We start from the raw sequence: 16,389 nt of genomic DNA on the forward strand, positions 1-16,389 counted from the left end.
CCGATCGTGTTGCCCAGCGCGGTGTCGGCCCTACGTGCCGGACGGCAGGAAGCGGCGGACGAGGAGACCGGCCAGGAGGGCCCAGAAGGCTCCACCGATGCCGAAGAAAGTGGTGCCGGAGGCGGCTACCAGGAAGGTGACCAGGCCGGACATGCGGTGGTCGGGGTCGGTGAGGGCGCCGGTGAGGGCGGCGGCGAGGGTAGCGAGCAGCGCCAGGCCCGCCACGGTTTCCAGGGTGCCTGCCGGGGCGGCGGCGATCAGGGTGACCAGGGCGGCCGAGGCGAGGCCGAGGATCAGGTAGGCGGCGCCCGCGGTGGCGGCGGCGATCCAGCGGCGTTTCGGGTCGGGGCTCGCGGCGGGGGCGGCGGACAGCGCGGCGCTGATGGCGGCGAGGTTGATCGCGTGGCCGCCCGCGGCGGCGCCGGCGATGGTGCCGATGCCCGTGACGAGCATCGACGCGCGCCAGGGCACCTGGTAGTCGAACGAGCGCATCACCGCGACGCCGGGAATGTTCTGCGAGGCCATCGTGACGATGTAGAGCGGCACCGCGATGCCGACGATCGCCTGCCAATGCCAGTGCGGCGCCGTCCATTCCACGGTCGGGACCATCGCGGCGAGATCGAGGTGCCGGTCGCGGACCGCGATGTCGACGCCGGTGCCGATCGCCGCGGTGGCGAAGGCCACCAGCACCGCCCACTTCGGCGCGTACCGCTGCAGCACCAGCCACACCAGGATGACCGGCACGACCACGGCGGGGGAGGTGTGCAGCGCCTTGACCGGCGCCAAGCACAGCGGGACGAGTACTCCGGCGAGCATCGCCTGCGCGATCGGCACCGGGATCGCCGCCACCAGCGACCCGAGCCGCTGCCACAGCCCGGTGATGACGATGAGCACGCCGGTCACCGCGAACGCCGCGACCGCGCCGGGCCAGCCGCCGGCCACCAGCCCGGTGCTCGCCAGCAGCGCCGCGCCCGGCGTCGACCAGGCCAGCGTGATCGGGATCCGGTACCGGAAACTGAGCAGCAGAATGCCGATGCCCTGCGTGAAGCACAGGATCATCAGCCCGGATGCCGCCTGCGCCGGGCTCGCGCCCACCGCCCGCAAACCGCTGAGCACCACCGCGAACGAACTGGTGAACCCGACCAGTGCGGTGATCGCGCCCGCGCCGAGCGGTTGCGCGATTCCGGCCCGAGGTTCGGTGACCTCATCGGGCGTGGTGGTGACCTGCGACATTGTCCCGATATTGCCGGTCGGTGCTGCCGCTGTCGCCTGCCAGTACCGGGAAAGTGGCCTGATCTGCGGTCGGCGCCGGGCAGTCCAGTTCGTGCCGGCAGGCGGTCGAGGATGGACCATGTCGGCGCGTCGCCGCAGTCGGTTCACCCGGCCGGTGGCCGGATTCGTCGGTCGAGCCGAGGTCGCGGCCATGTTCGGCACCGGTGAACCGCCCGCTCTGCGTAGGGTGGCGACGGGGGATTCGCAGGTACGACCGTGGTGAGGAGTGGCAGTGGGCGCGGTATTGATCTCCCCGGAGGAGCTCCGGGAAGAGCTGGCGGACAACAACATCCACCTGCTCGATGTGCGGTGGGCGCTCGGTGATCCGAACGGCCCGCAGCATTATCTCGACGGGCACATCCCGGGCGCGGTCTTCGTCGACCTGGAGACCGAACTCGCCGCCGCGCCCTCGCCCGCGCGCGGCCGTCACCCGCTCCCCGATCCGGGCACCTTCGAAAAGTGCGCGCGCAGTTGGGGACTGGGCGACGGTGAACCGGTGGTGGTCTACGACGCGACCGGCGGCATGGCCGCGGCCAGGGCCTGGTGGCTGCTGCGCTGGGCCGGGGTCGCCGACGTCCGCATCCTCGACGGCGGCCTGCCCGCCTGGACCGCCGCCGACGGCGAGCTCGCCACCGGCGCCGAGCCGGACCCGGCCACCGGCGACCTGGTGGTCCGTCCCGGTGCTCTGCCGGTGATCGACGCCGACGCCGCGGCGGGCTGGTCCGGCGTGCTCCTCGATGCCCGCGCGGGCGAACGCTATCGCGGTGAGGTGGAGCCGGTCGATCCGCAGGCCGGGCACATCCCCGGCGCGGTGAGCGCCCCGACCGCCGACAACCTCGACGACACCGGACGTTTCCACCCCGCCGACACCCTGCGCGCCCGCTTCGCCGCGTTCGGGGACGGCCCGGTCGCCGTGTACTGCGGCTCCGGCGTCACCGCCGCGCACCAGATCGCGGCCCTCGCCGTGGCGGGCATCCCGGCCGCGCTGTATCCGGGCTCCTGGTCGCAATGGTCCAACGACCCGAAGCGCCCGGTCGCGACGGGAGCCTAGGCCAGGCCGGAAGGTCGAGCGGGCGCCTCGCGCGCCGCGCTCGCGGACCCGCGCTCGCCGGCGCACCGGTGGACGGCTGATCGCGGCAGTCGCCGTCACCGGGGCTCAGGGGCAGCCGCGGGCGATGTCGTGGAGGGCGGCGTTGTCGGCGGCGGTGATCGGGAGGTCGTAGTCGACGGCGACCGTGAGGTACTTCGCGGCGTAGAAGCAGTGGTTGGCGCGGGCCGGGGGGAGCCAGTCGGCCGGGGTGTCGTCGCCCTTGGACTGGTTGGTGGTGGCCCCGGTGGCCAGCAGGTTCACCGACAGGTCGTTGGCGAAGCGCAGGCGCTGGGCGGGCGGCCAGCCGGCCGCGCCCATGTCCCAGGCGGCGGCCAGCGGGTAGACATGGTCGATCTGCACCCGGCCGCCGTCGGACTTGCGGAAGGTGATGTCGGCGCCGGTGTAGGGGTCGGTGAGCACGCCCTCGACGACGACGCAGCGGCCGCGCAGCACCACCTCGCGCAGCTGTCCGGCGAGGACGTTGTTGCGCGTATCGCAGCCGTCGTGGCCGCCCGGTGCGTCGGTGTCGTCGGACCAGGCGGTGCCGAACACGCACGCCTGGCCCGCCTTGCAGCCGCGTTCGTAGCCGCCGGGACGGGGGCGGGCCGCGATCACCCGCACCCGCTCGAGCAGCGCGGTCACCTCGGCACGCGTCGGACTCCCGGGTGCCGGGGTGACCGGTTCATCCGGGGTGAGAACGCCACAGCCCGCGACCGCGAGCACCATCACCAGCAGCCGCGCCCATGTCCACATACCTGCAGGTTGTAGCCGGAGGCACCGACAACAACCCGCGCGGGCTCACAACCAGGCGCGGGCGAGGATGTCGTCGGCGGCTACTTCGCTGGAGTTCGGCGGGAATCGCGTCGCCGCGATCGAGGACACGTGTGTGCCGTCGTGGCCGACCAGCCAGGATCCGCCACGGTCCTCGCATTCGGCGATCTTGGCGAACACGGTCAACAGGAAGGTGATCGACTCGCGCGGATCGGCCGTGTGGGCCAGACGCTGGGATTCGCCAGGTCTGGACAGGTCGAGCCACACCCCGGATTGGCCGTCCAGGCGCATGCCGACGATCTTTCCGGTGTCGATGAAAGTGAATTTGCGCCGTTCCCACGGGGTTGTCGGGGTATAGCTCTGCTCGAGAACCTGGAGCAGAATCGTCATCACTGCCCTCCGCACGCATACAAGGGGTTCATCGGCCGAGCCGGAGCGAGCCCGGTTCGCCTGGGTCGTTATGTAGTTGTCGCCGGTGGATGGTCCGGCCCGTGACCAGGGGATATCCAAGTATGTTCCGGGATCGGCGAGAAATCCAGGGGGAGGAGCCGCCGCGCCGGTTGTCGGTGCCGACTGCTTGGATGGAACCCATGCTGCACGGTCTGTGGTCCCCCGGGTCGGGCCTGCTGCTGTGGCACGACGGGGCGCCGGTGGCCGTCGGCTCGGTGCTGGGCGACATCCTCGAACGCGCCAGGTTCCGGCATCGCGCCGAGGTGCTCGTCGTCGATGCCGCGGGACGGCCCGATACCGCCGAGGTGCGCGCCCACGCGCTCGCGCCGCCCACGGCGGCCGTCGTGCTGCGCAGCAGACTCGGGCGCGAGCACATCTCCGGCGATCTGCGGTTCCTCGGCCATGTCGCCCGTGGCGTCGAACGATGGGTGCGGGCGGGCCGGGTGGTGCCGCAGGTCGAGCGGGCCGACGGCCAGTGGTGGGTGCGCTGGCGGCTGGTCGGCGGGCAGCGGCAGCGGGCGTGGCTGGCCGAGCTGGCCGCCGCGATGCCCGCCGCGCTGCGCGTGGCCGGGTCGCCGTCGGCTGTGCTGGACGACCTCGTCACCGAGCTCACCGACCCGATCGCGCGCGAGTACCTCGCCCACCGCACCATGACCCACCCGATGCTGCGGGCGCTGGTCGGCGACACCCCGCTCGAGGCGGGCTCCTACCGGCTGGCCGAGACCCTGGGGCAGTGGCGGGCCGGCTACGCCGCCGACGAGCCGGAACTCGTGCTGCGCCTGTGCGAACCCGACGGTGAGTTCGGCGCCGTCGACGAATCGGTGGCGCTGTGGCGCTTGCAGGTGTGCCTGCGCCCGGTCGACGACGCGCCCAAACCCGTTGTCCTCGACGATGACCCGGTCCTGGTCCGGACCGCCGCGGAGAAACTCGGGCACGCGCGCAAGGCGTATCCGCGCCTGCGCGACCTGCCCACCGACCCGCGCGGACTCGACCTGCTGCTGCCCACCGCGGTCGTCGCCGACCTGGTCGCGCACGGTGCGCACGCCCTGCAGGAAGCCGGTATCCGCCTGCTGCTGCCGCGCGCCTGGAACATCGCCGAGCCGAGCATGCGGCTGCGGGTGAGCAGTCCGGCCGCCGCCGAGACCACGGTCGGGCTGAGCGGATTGCTGTCCTACCGGTGGGAACTGGCGCTCGGCGACCTGGTGCTGACCAAGGCCGAGATGGAGCGGCTGATCCGCAGCAAGTCCGATCTCGTGCAGCTGCGCGGGGAATGGGTGCAGGCCGACCATCGGGCGCTGGCCGCGGCCGCCCGCTATGTGGCCCTGCACGCCGACGACACACCGATCACCCTGGCCGACATGATCGGCGAACTGGCCGCCGAACGCGTCGACGATGTGCCGGTCACCGAGGTCACCGCCGTCGGCTGGGCGGCCGAATTGTTCGCCGGGGAAGGCGAACCCGAGCCGGTCCCGGTGCCGGTCGGCCTCAAGGCCGAGCTCCGGCCCTACCAGGAGCGCGGGCTGAGCTGGCTGGCCACGATGAGCAGGCTCAACTGCGGTGCGATCCTGGCCGACGACATGGGCCTGGGCAAGACGGTGCAGGTGCTGGCTCTGCTCGCGCACGAGCGCGAATCGGCCGCGGTCGGCACCGGACGGGCCGACCCGGGAGATCGGGTCGGCCCCACCCTGCTGGTGTGCCCGATGTCGGTGGTCGGCAACTGGCAGCGGGAAGCGCAACGGTTCACCCCCGATCTGCGAGTGCTCGTCCACCACGGCCCTTCGCGGCTCACCGGCCCGGAATTCGCTGCCGCCGTGGCCGACGCTGATCTGGTGGTGACCACCTACGCCCTGCTGGCCCGCGACGCGACCCTGCTCGGCGAGCAGCGGTGGGAGCGGATCGTGCTCGACGAGGCCCAGCACATCAAGAACGCCGCCACCCGCCAGTCGCGCGCGGCGCGCGCGCTCACGGCGCGACATCGGCTGGCGCTCACCGGAACCCCCGTGGAGAACCGCCTCGAGGAACTGCGCGCGCTGTTCGACTTCGCCATGCCGAAACTGCTGGGCAGTCCGCAGTCGTTCCGGGCCAGGTTCGCCGTGCCGATCGAACGCGAACGCGATCAGCAGGCCGTCGAGCGGTTACGCCTGATCACCGACCCGTTCGTGCTGCGCAGGCTCAAGACCGATCCGGCGGTCATCAGCGATCTGCCGGAGAAGCTGGAGATGACGGTGCGGGCCAACCTCACCGTCGAACAGGCCGCGCTCTATCAGGCGGTGGTCGACGACATGCTGGCCAAGTTGAAGGACGCGAAGGGCATGGCCCGCAAGGGCGCGGTGCTCGGCGCGCTGACCAGACTCAAGCAGGTCTGCAATCATCCCGCGCACTACCTCGGCGACGGTTCGCCGATCCTGCGTCGCGGCAGTCACCGCTCCGGCAAGCTCGCCCTGGTCGAGGACGTGCTCGACGCGGTCGTCGCCGACGGTGAGAAGGCCCTGCTGTTCACCCAGTTCCGGGAATTCGGCGACCTGGTGCTGCCGTTCCTCACCGAGCGCTTCGGCACCCCCATCCCGTTCCTGCACGGCGGAGTGTCCAAGAAGGGACGCGACGAGATGGTGACCGGGTTCCAGCGGGAGAACGGGCCGCCGCTGATGCTGCTCTCGCTCAAGGCGGGCGGCACCGGGCTCAACCTCACCGCCGCCAATCACGTGATCCACCTGGACCGCTGGTGGAACCCGGCGGTGGAGAACCAGGCCACCGACCGCGCGTTCCGGATCGGTCAGCAGCGCGCGGTGCAGGTCCGCAAGCTGGTCTGCGTCGACACCATCGAGGAGCGCATCGACGAGATGATCAGCGGGAAGAAGCAATTGGCCGACCTGGCCGTCGGCGCGGGCGAGAACTGGATCACCGAACTGAGCACCGACGAACTGCGCGACCTGTTCACCCTCGGTGCCGAGGCGGTGGGCGACTAGTGGCCGATTTCAGTCAGTTCGGACCGCGCCGACCGGTCACCGGCGGCGCCAAGGCGCGCGGCGGGTTCGGCCGGACCTGGTGGGGCCGGTCCCTGCTGGAGGCGGTGGAGAAGGTCGCCGACGCGGGCAGGCTCTCGCGCGGGCGCACCTACGCCAGGGTCGGCCAGGTGGTGAACTACCGGATCGAGCGCGGTGCCGTCACCGCCGAGGTGCAGGGCAGCCAGCCCAGCCCGTTCACCTCGGTGCTGGCGCTGCGGCCGTTGCGTGCGGAAGAGATCGAGCTGCTGCTCGCCGAGATCAGGGAGGCACCCGGCATGCTCGCCGAGATCGCCTCCGGCGCACTGCCGCCCGCGTTGGGCCCGCACCTGCTGCCCACCACGGCGTCCGAACTCGACTTCTCCTGCAGCTGCCCGGACATGGGCTGGCCGTGCAAACACGTCGCCGCGGTCTGCTACCTGCTCGCCGAACGCCTCGACGAGCAGCCCAGCGAAATCCTCACCCTGCGCGGCCTCGACCTGGACACCCTCATCGGCGGCGTCGAGAAGTCCACCCGCACCACCGAATCCGCCGACCCCTACGGCGACGACCTCGACCTCCCCGAACTGCCCCGCATCGAATTCCGCGCCGTCATCGAGGACCTGGACCCGGTCCCCCTCCGCCGGGCCCTGCGCATGTCCACCGAAGACGAACAGACCGCGGCGACCGGCCTGCGCGAATTACGTTCCCTGTACCAGGAATTCGACAGCTGAGTCAGGGCAGGTCGTAGTCGAACCAGATGTGGTGGCCGCCGGTGGAATCGACGTAGAGGGCGCCGGTGCCGGTGATGCCGGTGAGTTCGCCGGTGCCACTGGCGGGGACGATGTGGAAGAACTCGTCGGTGCGATCGGTGCCGCCGGTGGTGGCGGAGTGGACGAAGTTGAACGCGCCGGACTTGCCTGCCAGGGTGCCCTCGAAGGACTCCATGGCGATGTAGGTGCCCGCGCCGGTGGACATGTCGAACGCCGCGGTGAACAGGGTCGCCGAGGTGCCGGTGATCTCGCCGGCGTAGACCTTCGTCATGAGCGTGACGCCGACCGGGAGCCCGGTGCCGATGGGCGGCTGGGGCTGCAGGTCGGTGGGGTCGAACGCGGTGACTTCGAACGTGCCGGTTGCTTTCATGCGGCGATGCTAAACGCGGCCACCGACACCGCGGTCACCGCTGCGCTGTCGTGTCGATGCGGTAGACCCGGACGGCATTGCCGCCGAACACCTTCCGCAGGTCCTCGGCGCTCGCCCCGGCGTCGGTGAGCACGCTCGCCACGGTCTCGACCGCGCCGGTGATGCTGGTGATCGGTTTGTCGACCGGGAAGTTGGAGCCCCAGATCAGCCGGTCGGCGCCGAAGGCCGTCAGCGCGTGGGTGAGCAGCGGTCGCACCCGGTCGATCAGGGTGGGCACCGGTGTCGGGACCCCGCGCGGCGGCACCGGGTGCCCGAGGACCGGCATCATCAGGCCGCTGACCTTGGCCACCACATTCGGCTGGGCGGCCAGATCGGTGAGGTCGTCGCGCCAGCGGTCGAACAGGGCGCCGCGCTGGGCGGCGGTGTGCCCGGTGTCCTTGCCGACCGGCCCGAAGATGCCCGCGGGCGTGCCCAGGTGGTCGAGCACGATGGTGACCTCGGGGAATCGCTCGGCCAGTGCCGTCACCTCGGCCAGCTGTCCCGAATAGACCCAGGCGTCGAAGGACAGGCCGCGCTCGGCGAGCAGGCCGAAGCCGTTCAGGAAGGCGGGGGCGGTCAGGTGGCCGTCGTGCGCCGCGAACGACTTCACGGCCGGGTCGGGGTGGTGGGCGACCATGGTCCTGATGCCGCGCAGCAGCGGCGAGGCCGACTGATGCGCGTCGAGCACCGCGCCGAAGTCCGCGGCGGCCGGATCGGCCGCCCCCACGATGAGGCTCAGCGGCGGGGTGTCGACGCCGAACGGCAGGCTGGCCACCCACCTTGTCTCGTCGGGCTTCCAGCCGGTCCATTCCACTTCGCAGTGCCCGATGCCGCGCACCGCCGTCGTCCCCAGGTCGGTGCGGTAATCGGCGGGCAGATAGGGGCCGGTATAGGCGGTGGGATCGCCGACGAATTCCCGGTCACGGCGGGGCGCCAGCTTCGCCGCGATATCGATCGACAGCGGCAGATAGCGCAGCAGGGTGGCGAGCTTGCTGAATTCGCGCGGGGTCGTGCGCGGGTCCCACTGATGGATGTGCGCATCGATGATGTCGAGGTCGGTCAGGTCCATTGCTGTACGTCCCATCGCCGCCGCTGGCAGTGTGCTGGCGGCAATTGTCACACGCGGGTGCCGGGTGTGGCTGGATTCGTGCTCGCGGCGATCGCTTCAGACGGTCCGTCGATACTGACCACCGACAGCGAAGAACGTATCGGTGACTTGCTGTAGGGTGCACACCCGCGCCGCGTCCATCAGCACCTCGAAGATATTGCCGTCGGTATGGGCGACCTCGGCCAATCGCGCCAGCGCGCGATGGGACTGTTCGGCATTCTCCTCGACGAACGTGCGCAACCGGTCCAGCTGGGAACGGCGCTCCCGCTCGGTGCCGCGGGCCAATTCCAGCGGGCCGTGCGCGGCGTCGTCGCCGTGACCGCGGAAGGTGTTCACTCCGACGATCGGCAGGGAACCGTCGTGTTTGCGCTGTTCGTAGCGCATCGACTCGTCCTGGATGCGTCCGCGCTGGTAGCCGGTCTCCATCGCGCCGAGCACGCCGCCGCGTTCGCTGATGCGCTCGAATTCCAGCAGGACCGCCTCCTCGACCAGGTCGGTGAGCTCGTCGATGACGAAACTGCCCTGCAGCGGATTCTCGTTGACCGCCAGCCCCCATTCCTTGGCGATGATGAGCTGGATGGCCAGCGCGCGCCGCACCGAATCCTCGGTGGGCGTGGTCACCGCCTCGTCGAAGGCATTGGTGTGCAGGCTGTTGCAATTGTCGTAGACCGCGATCAGCGCCTGCAGGGTGGTGCGGATGTCGTTGAACTGCATTTCCTGTGCGTGCAGCGAACGGCCCGAGGTCTGCACGTGATACTTCAGCTTCTGCGCGCGTTCGCCCGCGCCGTAGCGGTCGCGCATCGCGACCGCCCAGATCCGCCGGGCGACCCGGCCGATCACGGTGTATTCGGGGTCCATGCCGTTGGAGAAGAAGAACGACAGATTCGGCGCGAAGTCGTCGATCGCCAGTCCACGGGCGAGATAGGTCTCCACGTAGGTGAATCCGTTGGCCAACGTGAAGGCGAGCTGGCTGATCGGGTTCGCGCCCGCTTCGGCGATGTGATACCCGGAGATCGACACCGAATAGAAATTGCGGACGTCGTTGCGCACGAACCATTCCTGCACGTCGGCCATCATCCGCAGACTGAACTCGGTGGAGAACAGGCAGGTGTTCTGCCCCTGGTCCTCCTTGAGGATGTCGGCCTGCACGGTGCCGCGCACGGTCGCGAGCGTGCGCGCCCTGACCTCGGCGGCTTCGTCCGGGGTCGGCGGCCTGCCCTCGGCCTCGGTGAAGCGGCCCAGCGCCTGGTCGATCGCGGTATTGAGGAAGAACGCGAGGATGGTCGGGGCCGGTCCGTTGATGGTCATCGACACCGAGGTCGTCGGCGCGCACAGGTCGAAACCGTCGAACAGCGTGCGCATGTCCTCGACGGTGGCCACCGAGACTCCCGAGGTGCCGACCTTGCCGTAGATATCGGGTCGCTCGGCCGGATCGTGGCCGTAGAGGGTGACCGAGTCGAACGCGGTGGACAGCCGGGTCGCCTCGGCGTGGGCGCTGAGGACCTTGAACCGCCGGTTCGTGCGCGCCGGATCGCCCTCGCCGGCGAACATCCTGGCCGGGTCCTCGTTGTCGCGCTTGAACGGGAAAACCCCTGCGGTGAAGGGGAATCGGCCGGGCAGATGTTCCGCACGCAGGAAACGCAGCAGTTCGCCGTCGTCGGTGTAGCGGGGCAGGGCGACGCGGGGGATGCTCGAGCCGGACAGTGACTCGCGCCGCAGCGGGGTGCGGATCTCGCGATCGCGGACCCGCACGATCTGCTCCTCGCCCGCGTAACTCGCGGTGACGGCGGGCCATTCGGCCAGCAGCGCGGCCGACGCGGGGGAGAGGTCGCTGCGCGCGGCTGTCAGCAGGTCGGCGACGGCGGCGTCGTCGGGCAGTTCGTCGTGCACCAGCCGCAGGCGCTGAATGCGCTGGGCCGCGGCCACGTCCCGGACGGTGTCCGCGTGGTAGTCGCGCACGGTCTCGGCGATCTCGGCCAGGTAGCGGACCCGTGCCGGCGGCACGAGCTGGGCGAACCGGGTGGAGACCTTGGTGTCGACGCGGGGCAGCGCGCCTTGCTCGAGCGGAAGTCCGTGTTCGGCGAGCAGCCCGGTCAGGTGCTGATAGAGGGCGGTGACGCCGTCGTCGTCGAAGGTGGCCGCGCTGGTGCCGAAGACCGGCATATCAGCCGGCTGCGCGCCGAATTCGGCCCGGTTGCGGATCAATTGGCGCGCCACGTCGCGGACCGCGTCGGCCGCGCCACGGCGCTCGTACTTGTTGATCGCGACCACGTCGGCGTAGTCGAGCATGTCGATCTTCTCTAGCTGGGAGGCGGCGCCGAACTCGGGCGTCATCACATACAGCGCCACGTCGACGTGGTCGACGATGCCCGCGTCGCCCTGGCCGATGCCCGGGGTCTCCAGGATCACCAGGTCGTGGCCCGCGGCGCGGCAGGCGGCGATCATGGTGTCGATGTCGTCGGGCAGTTCGTGATTGCCGCGGGTGGCCAGCGAACGGAAATACACGTGGTCGCCGTCGAGCGCGTTCATCCGGATGCGGTCGCCGAGCAGTGCGCCGCCCGCCCGGCGCCGAGTCGGGTCAACGGCGAGGACCGCGATGCGCAGCTTGTCCTGCTGGTCGGTCCGCAGCCTGCGCACCAATTCGTCGGTGAGCGAGGACTTTCCGGAGCCGCCGGTGCCGGTGATGCCGAGCACCGGCACCCGGCGCTTGCTCGCCGCCGCGAGGATCGCCGCCCGGTCCGGCGTGGACAGCGCGCCCTGCTGCAGACAGGTGATGGTGCGCGCCAGGGCATTCCGGTCGCCGGTGTAGAGGGCATCGAGGTCGGGCGGGGTGGCGGCCCGGTCGATATCGCACGCCCGGACCAGCTCGTTGATCATGCCGGGCAGACCGAGGCGCTGGCCGTCCTCCGGGGAGAAGATCCGCACGCCGATGCGCGCCAGCCGCTCGATCTCCTCGGCGACGATCACGCCGCCGCCCCCGCCGAAGATTCGCACGTCGCCCGCGCCCGCCTCGCGCAGGGCCGTGGCGAGGTACTCGAAGAACTCGATGTGCCCGCCCTGGTACGAGCTGACCGCGACGCCTTGGACGTCCTCCTCGATCACCGCGTCGACGATCTCGCGCACCGATCGGTTGTGGCCGAGGTGGATCACTTCGGCGCCCTGGGCCTGCAGGATGCGCCGCATGATGTTGATCGCCGCGTCGTGCCCGTCGAACAGGGCCGCCGAGGTCACGAATCGCACGGGATGGACCGGCACATGCAGGGCGCTGGACTCGCTCATGACTGCCTCCGCAGCAGATAGTACGACCAATACTAGGACGTCCAACTAATTGTAGTATGAACTGCGTCACTCCGGCGCGAAACGCGGCCCGCGGGATTCGGCCGAATCGCGCACCCCGGTCGACATACTCGACGGATGGTTCGCGAACACAGGGTGGGCGTGGCGTTGGAGCGGCTGGTGGCGGCGGGCGTGATCAGCGGCGACCAGCGCGGGGCGGTATTGCGGGCCGTGGAAGCCGAGGAGCGGGCGGGCCGGGCGAGTGCGGGCCGGATGATCGCCGAGATCGTCGCCTATCTCGGGGCGGGCCTGGTGGCCGCCGGGGTGGCGCTGTTCCTCGGGCTGGCCTGGTCGGACGTGGCGCAGACCGGGCGGGTGGTATTGCTGCTGGTCGTGGCCGGGTGCGCGGTCACCGGCGCGGTGCTGCTGGCCGGTGGGTGCGACGGGATCTTCCGACGGGTGCCGATCGCGTCGGCGGGGCGCAGCAGGCTCGCGGCGGTGCTGCTGGTGCTGGCCGCGGTCATGGTCTGCGGCGCGGTGGTCACGGCCTTCGGAGACGACGCCGAGATCGCGGCCGCGATCGCGGGACTGCTCGTCGCGATCCTCGGATATCTGCTGGTGCCCACCGTGCTCGGCATGGTCGCGATGGGCGGGTTCGGCGTCGCGAGCGTGGTGACCACGGCTTCGGCGGTGCTCGACTACCGCTCCGCCTGGCCCGGCGTGGTGCTGATGCTGCTCGGCGCGGTGTGGGTCGGGCTCGCCTGGGCCCGGCTGTTCGTCGCCGACTGGGCCGGGTACCTGATCGGCGGCGTGATCCTGGTGAGCGGGGCGCAGTCGGTGACGCCCGGGGAGTCGCTGTGGCGGCCCGCGCTGACCGCGCTGGTCGGGGTGGCGTGCCTGCTGCTGTACGCGCTGCGGCGCGAGCCCGTTCTCGTGCTCGGCGGCGCGGCGGCGGTGGCGATCGCGGTGGGGCAGACGGTGGCCGAGCGGACCGACGGCGGGCCGGTCGCCGCGAGCGTGGTGCTGGCCATCGGCGCTGTCGTGCTGACCGTCGGTGTGGTCGTGCTGCTCGCCGGATCGAAACAGCCGGACTGAGTCAGCGGATCAGCGTGGTCTCCTGCGCGCGGATCGTGCGGAAGAACCGCGGGCCCACGTCGGAACCGTTGTGGTTGTAGCTGTCGATGATCTCGGCGAGTTCGTCGGCCAGGCGGCGCAGGTCCGCGGTCGCGGTGGTGCGGTCGAACTCGTCGGACTCCCAGCCCCACGCGGGTGGGATGTCGGTGATGGTGACGACGATCTGATCGGCGAACGGCGTGCTCACCGCCACCGTGAGCTCGGCGGGCGCGGCCGCGAGTGGGCTGTGCACCGTGAGCTCGCCCGGACCGCCGACGACGGCGAACGTGCGAGCGAAGGCGATGTCGTCGCGGACCGACTCGACGATCGACGCGGTGCTCGCGTGCCTGCCCGGCCGGTGATGCCTGGCGCCGTACACCCGATCCGGTGCCGCGGCGGACACGGTGTCGCCGTGCGTCTTCCGCAGAATCCGGTCGAGCATGCGCTGGGCTGTGGCCCGCTCGTCCGCGCCGGTGTTCTCGTGCTCGATCAGCGCGCGCAGGCGGCTGATCCGCGCGAAATGGTCGGTGCCCATGCCCCCGATTGTGCCGCAGCGGATCCGGAATATCGGGCACTGCGCCACGCCTACTTGCGGGTTTGCCCGCGTGGCCGGTGGGCGGCCGGGCTCGGTATCGTCTGCACCATCCGTGACCACTGAAGAACAAGAGGGTGCCTGGTGACCGATTTCGAGACGATTCTGCTGGAGCGCAAGGGCGGCGGCGAGGGCAAAGGCGGGGTCGGCTGGATCACGCTGAACCGGCCCAAGGCACTCAACGCGCTCAACGCGCAGGTCCTCGCGGACGTCATCGCCGCGCTCGACGAGCTCGACGCCGACGACTCGATCGGTGCCGTCGTGATCACCGGATCGGAGAAGGCCTTCGCGGCCGGGGCCGACATCAAGGAGATGGCGGACAAGTCCTACATGGACATGTTCGCGTCCAACGCCTTCGCGGGCTGGGACCGGCTGGCCAACTTCCGCAAGCCGACCATCGCCGCGGTCGCGGGCTTCGCCCTCGGCGGCGGCTGTGAGCTGGCGATGCTGTGCGACATCCTGATCGCCGCCGACACCGCCAAGTTCGGTCAGCCCGAGATCAAGCTCGGCGTGATCCCCGGCATCGGCGGCTCGCAGCGGCTGACCCGCGCGGTCGGCAAGGCCAAGGCCATGGATCTGATCCTGACCGGCCGCACCCTGGGTGTCGAGGAAGCCGAGCGAGCCGGGCTGGTGTCGCGGATCGTGCCCGCCGACCAGCTGCTCGACGCCGCGCTCGAGACCGCCCAGACCATCGCCTCGATGTCGCTGCCGGTCGCGATGATCGCCAAGGAAGCGGTCAACCGGGCCTTCGAGACCACCCTCACCGAGGGCGTGTTGTTCGAGCGCCGGGTGTTCCACTCGCTGTTCGCCACCGACGATCAGAAGGAAGGCATGGCCGCCTTCGTCGAGAAGCGCACACCGAACTTCACCAACAGCTAGTTCTGTCTCAGCCGCAGCGAACCATCGGTGAGCTGGGCAGTGGTCGGCGCGGTTCCCGGTTCGGGGGACCGCGCCGACGAGTCGTCGGTGCCGAGCAGTCCGGCGACCGTGCCGCCGAGCGTGGCCGTCACCGCCATCGCGGCGAGGAGTTTTCGCCGGCCGGGTCGCGGCTGGGCCTCGCGGGTGACCACCGCGCTGCCCGGCCGCAGCCGCGGCATCCGCAGGCGAGCGGGGCGCTGCGCGGCCAGCAGGACCGCGCCGCGCGCCGAGACGTAATCCGGCTCGGGGTCGTAGACGATCGGCAGCCCGATGCGGTGGGCCAGATCGGCGCGCAGCGACGGATTGCGGGTACAGCCGCCGAGCAGCACCAGCGCACCCGGCCGCATCCCCGTCTCCTCGACCACCTGACGCACGAACGAGGCCGAATGATGCAGACCCGCCTCGCACAGCTCGGCCAGATCGCTGCGGGTCACCACGGCGCGGCCGCCGGTATCGGCGTCGGTCGCCGTCACCACCCTGGCCCGGCTCAGCGACTCGCGATGCTCCCTGGTGGTGCGCGCGTCGGCCAGCACACCGCCGCGCGCGAGCTGCCAGCGCAGCAGCGCGTCGTAGCCGTCGCCGCTGAGTACCGTGCTGCGCCTGCTCGCCAGGATCGTGTCGGTGCGGCAATCGGCATGGGTGACAGTCAGGCCCGAGCAGCCCAGGTCGTAGAGGATCACCGAGTCGGAGTCCGGCAGCATGCCGGTGAAGCGCAGATAGCGCAGCTGCGCCAGCGGCTCGTCGACGATGCCGACCTCGGACTTACCGACCGCCGCCCGGATCGCGTCGGCGTGCGACTCACTGCGGCAGGTGACCGCCGTGGCGGTGACACACTCACCGCGCGCCAGTGCCGCGACCCGCATCCGGCGGATCACCGACAACACCGCTTCGTCGACCGAGCCGCCCGCCCTGCGCGGTAGCCGGAGCCGGTCCACCGGTGGCAGGTGCGGCTGATCGGAGTGGGTCAGCACGGCGCGGGCACCACCCGCACCCGCCGATACCCCCAGGACCAGCACCATGCGCTACATCGTGGACCAATTTCGGCTAGCTGCCAAGCGAGTCGCGCGGTGATTCGCCCGTCGGTTGCCAGGTCGCGTGGAATGCGAGGTTTTCGGTGTCGGGAGCCTCGTAGTCGCCCGCCTCGTGCCGGAATTCGGCGAGCAGGGTCAGCAGGGCGCGGATCCGGTCCGGCGGCAGGCCGGGCTCGGCGAACACCTGCGCGTTCAGTGCCGCGGTCGCCTCGGCGACCGATGTCCTTCCCGCATCGGTGATTTCGATCAGCGTCGCGCGCCGGTCGCTCGGATGCGGCACCCGGACCACCAGGCCTGCCGCCTCGAGCCGGTCCACGGTATTGGTCACGCTGGTCGGATGCACCTGCAGGCGCGCGCTGGCCTTGGCCATCGGCAGCGCGCCCGTCTTGCTGAAGCTGAGCAATTGCAGCAGCTCGTAGCGGGAGAACGTCAGCCCCGAGGGTTTGAGCGCCTCGTCGACCCTGGCCATCACGATCTGCTGGGCCCGCACCAGCGACGTCACCGCGGCCATTCCGTCGGCCACCGCGCCCCAGCCGTGCCCGGTCCATTGCCGGTGCGCTTCGGCGATCGGGTCATGCGGAAGCGGTCGTGGCCGAGACATGGCA

Annotated in this window: 14 protein-coding genes; 5 read left to right on the plus strand and 9 right to left on the minus strand. The window is 70.8% G+C overall.

Annotated elements, in window-relative coordinates:
* Window positions 1–30: 30 nt before the first annotated feature.
* Window positions 31–1,233, minus strand: coding sequence for a benzoate/H(+) symporter BenE family transporter (locus Q7X29_RS08105; protein ID WP_218720968.1), 1,203 nt, complete (start codon window positions 1,231–1,233; stop codon window positions 31–33).
* A 271-nt stretch (window positions 1,234–1,504) separates the two neighbouring features.
* Between Q7X29_RS08105 and Q7X29_RS08110 the strand changes: the two genes are divergently transcribed.
* Window positions 1,505–2,323, plus strand: coding sequence for a sulfurtransferase (locus tag Q7X29_RS08110; protein ID WP_374104908.1), 819 nt, complete (start codon window positions 1,505–1,507; stop codon window positions 2,321–2,323).
* A 105-nt stretch (window positions 2,324–2,428) separates the two neighbouring features.
* On the opposite strand, the gene Q7X29_RS08115 is transcribed toward Q7X29_RS08110, so the two are convergent.
* On the minus strand, window positions 2,429–3,115 hold the full coding sequence (locus Q7X29_RS08115) for an HNH endonuclease family protein (RefSeq protein WP_218720969.1): 687 nt from the start codon (window positions 3,113–3,115) through the stop codon (window positions 2,429–2,431).
* A gap of 45 nt (window positions 3,116–3,160) precedes the next feature.
* Window positions 3,161–3,523: a hypothetical protein gene (locus Q7X29_RS08120; RefSeq protein ID WP_218720970.1), complete on the minus strand. Its 363-nt coding sequence runs from the start codon at window positions 3,521–3,523 to the stop codon at window positions 3,161–3,163.
* Window positions 3,524–3,723: 200 nt separating this feature from the next.
* Between Q7X29_RS08120 and Q7X29_RS08125 the strand changes: the two genes are divergently transcribed.
* Both Q7X29_RS08125 and Q7X29_RS08130 read left to right on the plus strand, forming a co-directional pair.
* Entirely contained in the window at window positions 3,724–6,549 is a 2,826-nt protein-coding gene (locus Q7X29_RS08125; RefSeq protein WP_316573716.1) for a DEAD/DEAH box helicase, read from the plus strand.
* Entirely contained in the window at window positions 6,549–7,298 is a 750-nt protein-coding gene (locus Q7X29_RS08130; RefSeq protein ID WP_316573679.1) for an SWIM zinc finger family protein, read from the plus strand. The genes Q7X29_RS08125 and Q7X29_RS08130 overlap by 1 nt, the downstream gene beginning before the upstream one ends.
* A gap of 1 nt (window position 7,299) precedes the next feature.
* Here Q7X29_RS08130 and Q7X29_RS08135 read toward each other — a convergent pair whose 3' ends face one another.
* From Q7X29_RS08135 to icmF, 3 genes are all read right to left on the minus strand, one after another.
* Complete coding sequence (locus Q7X29_RS08135) at window positions 7,300–7,707, minus strand: DUF3224 domain-containing protein (protein ID WP_218721209.1); 408 nt, start codon at window positions 7,705–7,707, stop codon at window positions 7,300–7,302.
* 34 nt (window positions 7,708–7,741) lie between these two features.
* Window positions 7,742–8,830 (minus strand): amidohydrolase family protein, encoded by a 1,089-nt coding sequence (locus Q7X29_RS08140; protein WP_316573680.1) that lies wholly within the window; start codon window positions 8,828–8,830, stop codon window positions 7,742–7,744.
* 81 nt (window positions 8,831–8,911) lie between these two features.
* Window positions 8,912–12,133, minus strand: coding sequence for a fused isobutyryl-CoA mutase/GTPase IcmF (gene icmF / locus Q7X29_RS08145; protein ID WP_316573681.1), 3,222 nt, complete (start codon window positions 12,131–12,133; stop codon window positions 8,912–8,914).
* A 135-nt stretch (window positions 12,134–12,268) separates the two neighbouring features.
* Between icmF and Q7X29_RS08150 the strand changes: the two genes are divergently transcribed.
* The gene (locus Q7X29_RS08150) at window positions 12,269–13,225 is read left to right on the plus strand and encodes a DUF2157 domain-containing protein (protein ID WP_218721207.1); all 957 of its coding nucleotides are present in this window, start codon (window positions 12,269–12,271) and stop codon (window positions 13,223–13,225) included.
* Window position 13,226: 1 nt separating this feature from the next.
* On the opposite strand, the gene Q7X29_RS08155 is transcribed toward Q7X29_RS08150, so the two are convergent.
* Window positions 13,227–13,778, minus strand: a complete 552-nt coding sequence (locus Q7X29_RS08155; RefSeq protein WP_316573682.1) for a hypothetical protein — start codon at window positions 13,776–13,778, stop codon at window positions 13,227–13,229.
* A gap of 141 nt (window positions 13,779–13,919) precedes the next feature.
* Here Q7X29_RS08155 and Q7X29_RS08160 point away from each other — a divergent pair, with 141 nt between their 5' ends.
* Window positions 13,920–14,714 (plus strand): enoyl-CoA hydratase, encoded by a 795-nt coding sequence (locus Q7X29_RS08160; protein WP_218721205.1) that lies wholly within the window; start codon window positions 13,920–13,922, stop codon window positions 14,712–14,714.
* Here the strand turns inward: Q7X29_RS08160 and Q7X29_RS08165 are convergent.
* Both Q7X29_RS08165 and Q7X29_RS08170 read right to left on the minus strand, forming a co-directional pair.
* Window positions 14,711–15,772 (minus strand): Hsp70 family protein, encoded by a 1,062-nt coding sequence (locus Q7X29_RS08165; protein WP_316573683.1) that lies wholly within the window; start codon window positions 15,770–15,772, stop codon window positions 14,711–14,713. The two genes, Q7X29_RS08160 and Q7X29_RS08165, sit on opposite strands and share 4 nt — an antisense overlap.
* A gap of 25 nt (window positions 15,773–15,797) precedes the next feature.
* Complete coding sequence (locus Q7X29_RS08170; RefSeq protein WP_255588551.1) at window positions 15,798–16,385, minus strand: MarR family winged helix-turn-helix transcriptional regulator; 588 nt, start codon at window positions 16,383–16,385, stop codon at window positions 15,798–15,800.
* Between the last annotated feature and the right edge of the window lie 4 nt (window positions 16,386–16,389).

This window comes from Nocardia canadensis (assembly GCF_032656385.1).
GTDB lineage: Bacteria > Actinomycetota > Actinomycetes > Mycobacteriales > Mycobacteriaceae > Nocardia > Nocardia canadensis.

What these genes read in the sequence shown, in the direction of transcription:
- Q7X29_RS08105 (WP_218720968.1), bottom strand. Translation starts at nt 1,233, where the DNA reads ATGTCGCAGGTCACCACCACGCCCGATGAGGTCACCGAACCTCGGGCC.
- Q7X29_RS08115 (WP_218720969.1), bottom strand. Translation starts at nt 3,115, where the DNA reads ATGTGGACATGGGCGCGGCTGCTGGTGATGGTGCTCGCGGTCGCGGGC.
- Q7X29_RS08120 (WP_218720970.1), bottom strand. Translation starts at nt 3,523, where the DNA reads ATGACGATTCTGCTCCAGGTTCTCGAGCAGAGCTATACCCCGACAACC.
- Q7X29_RS08125 (WP_316573716.1), top strand. Translation starts at nt 3,724, where the DNA reads ATGCTGCACGGTCTGTGGTCCCCCGGGTCGGGCCTGCTGCTGTGGCAC.
- Q7X29_RS08135 (WP_218721209.1), bottom strand. Translation starts at nt 7,707, where the DNA reads ATGAAAGCAACCGGCACGTTCGAAGTCACCGCGTTCGACCCCACCGAC.
- Q7X29_RS08140 (WP_316573680.1), bottom strand. Translation starts at nt 8,830, where the DNA reads ATGGGACGTACAGCAATGGACCTGACCGACCTCGACATCATCGATGCG.
- icmF (WP_316573681.1), bottom strand. Translation starts at nt 12,133, where the DNA reads ATGAGCGAGTCCAGCGCCCTGCATGTGCCGGTCCATCCCGTGCGATTC.
- Q7X29_RS08150 (WP_218721207.1), top strand. Translation starts at nt 12,269, where the DNA reads ATGGTTCGCGAACACAGGGTGGGCGTGGCGTTGGAGCGGCTGGTGGCG.
- Q7X29_RS08155 (WP_316573682.1), bottom strand. Translation starts at nt 13,778, where the DNA reads ATGGGCACCGACCATTTCGCGCGGATCAGCCGCCTGCGCGCGCTGATC.
- Q7X29_RS08165 (WP_316573683.1), bottom strand. Translation starts at nt 15,772, where the DNA reads ATGGTGCTGGTCCTGGGGGTATCGGCGGGTGCGGGTGGTGCCCGCGCC.
- Q7X29_RS08170 (WP_255588551.1), bottom strand. Translation starts at nt 16,385, where the DNA reads ATGTCTCGGCCACGACCGCTTCCGCATGACCCGATCGCCGAAGCGCAC.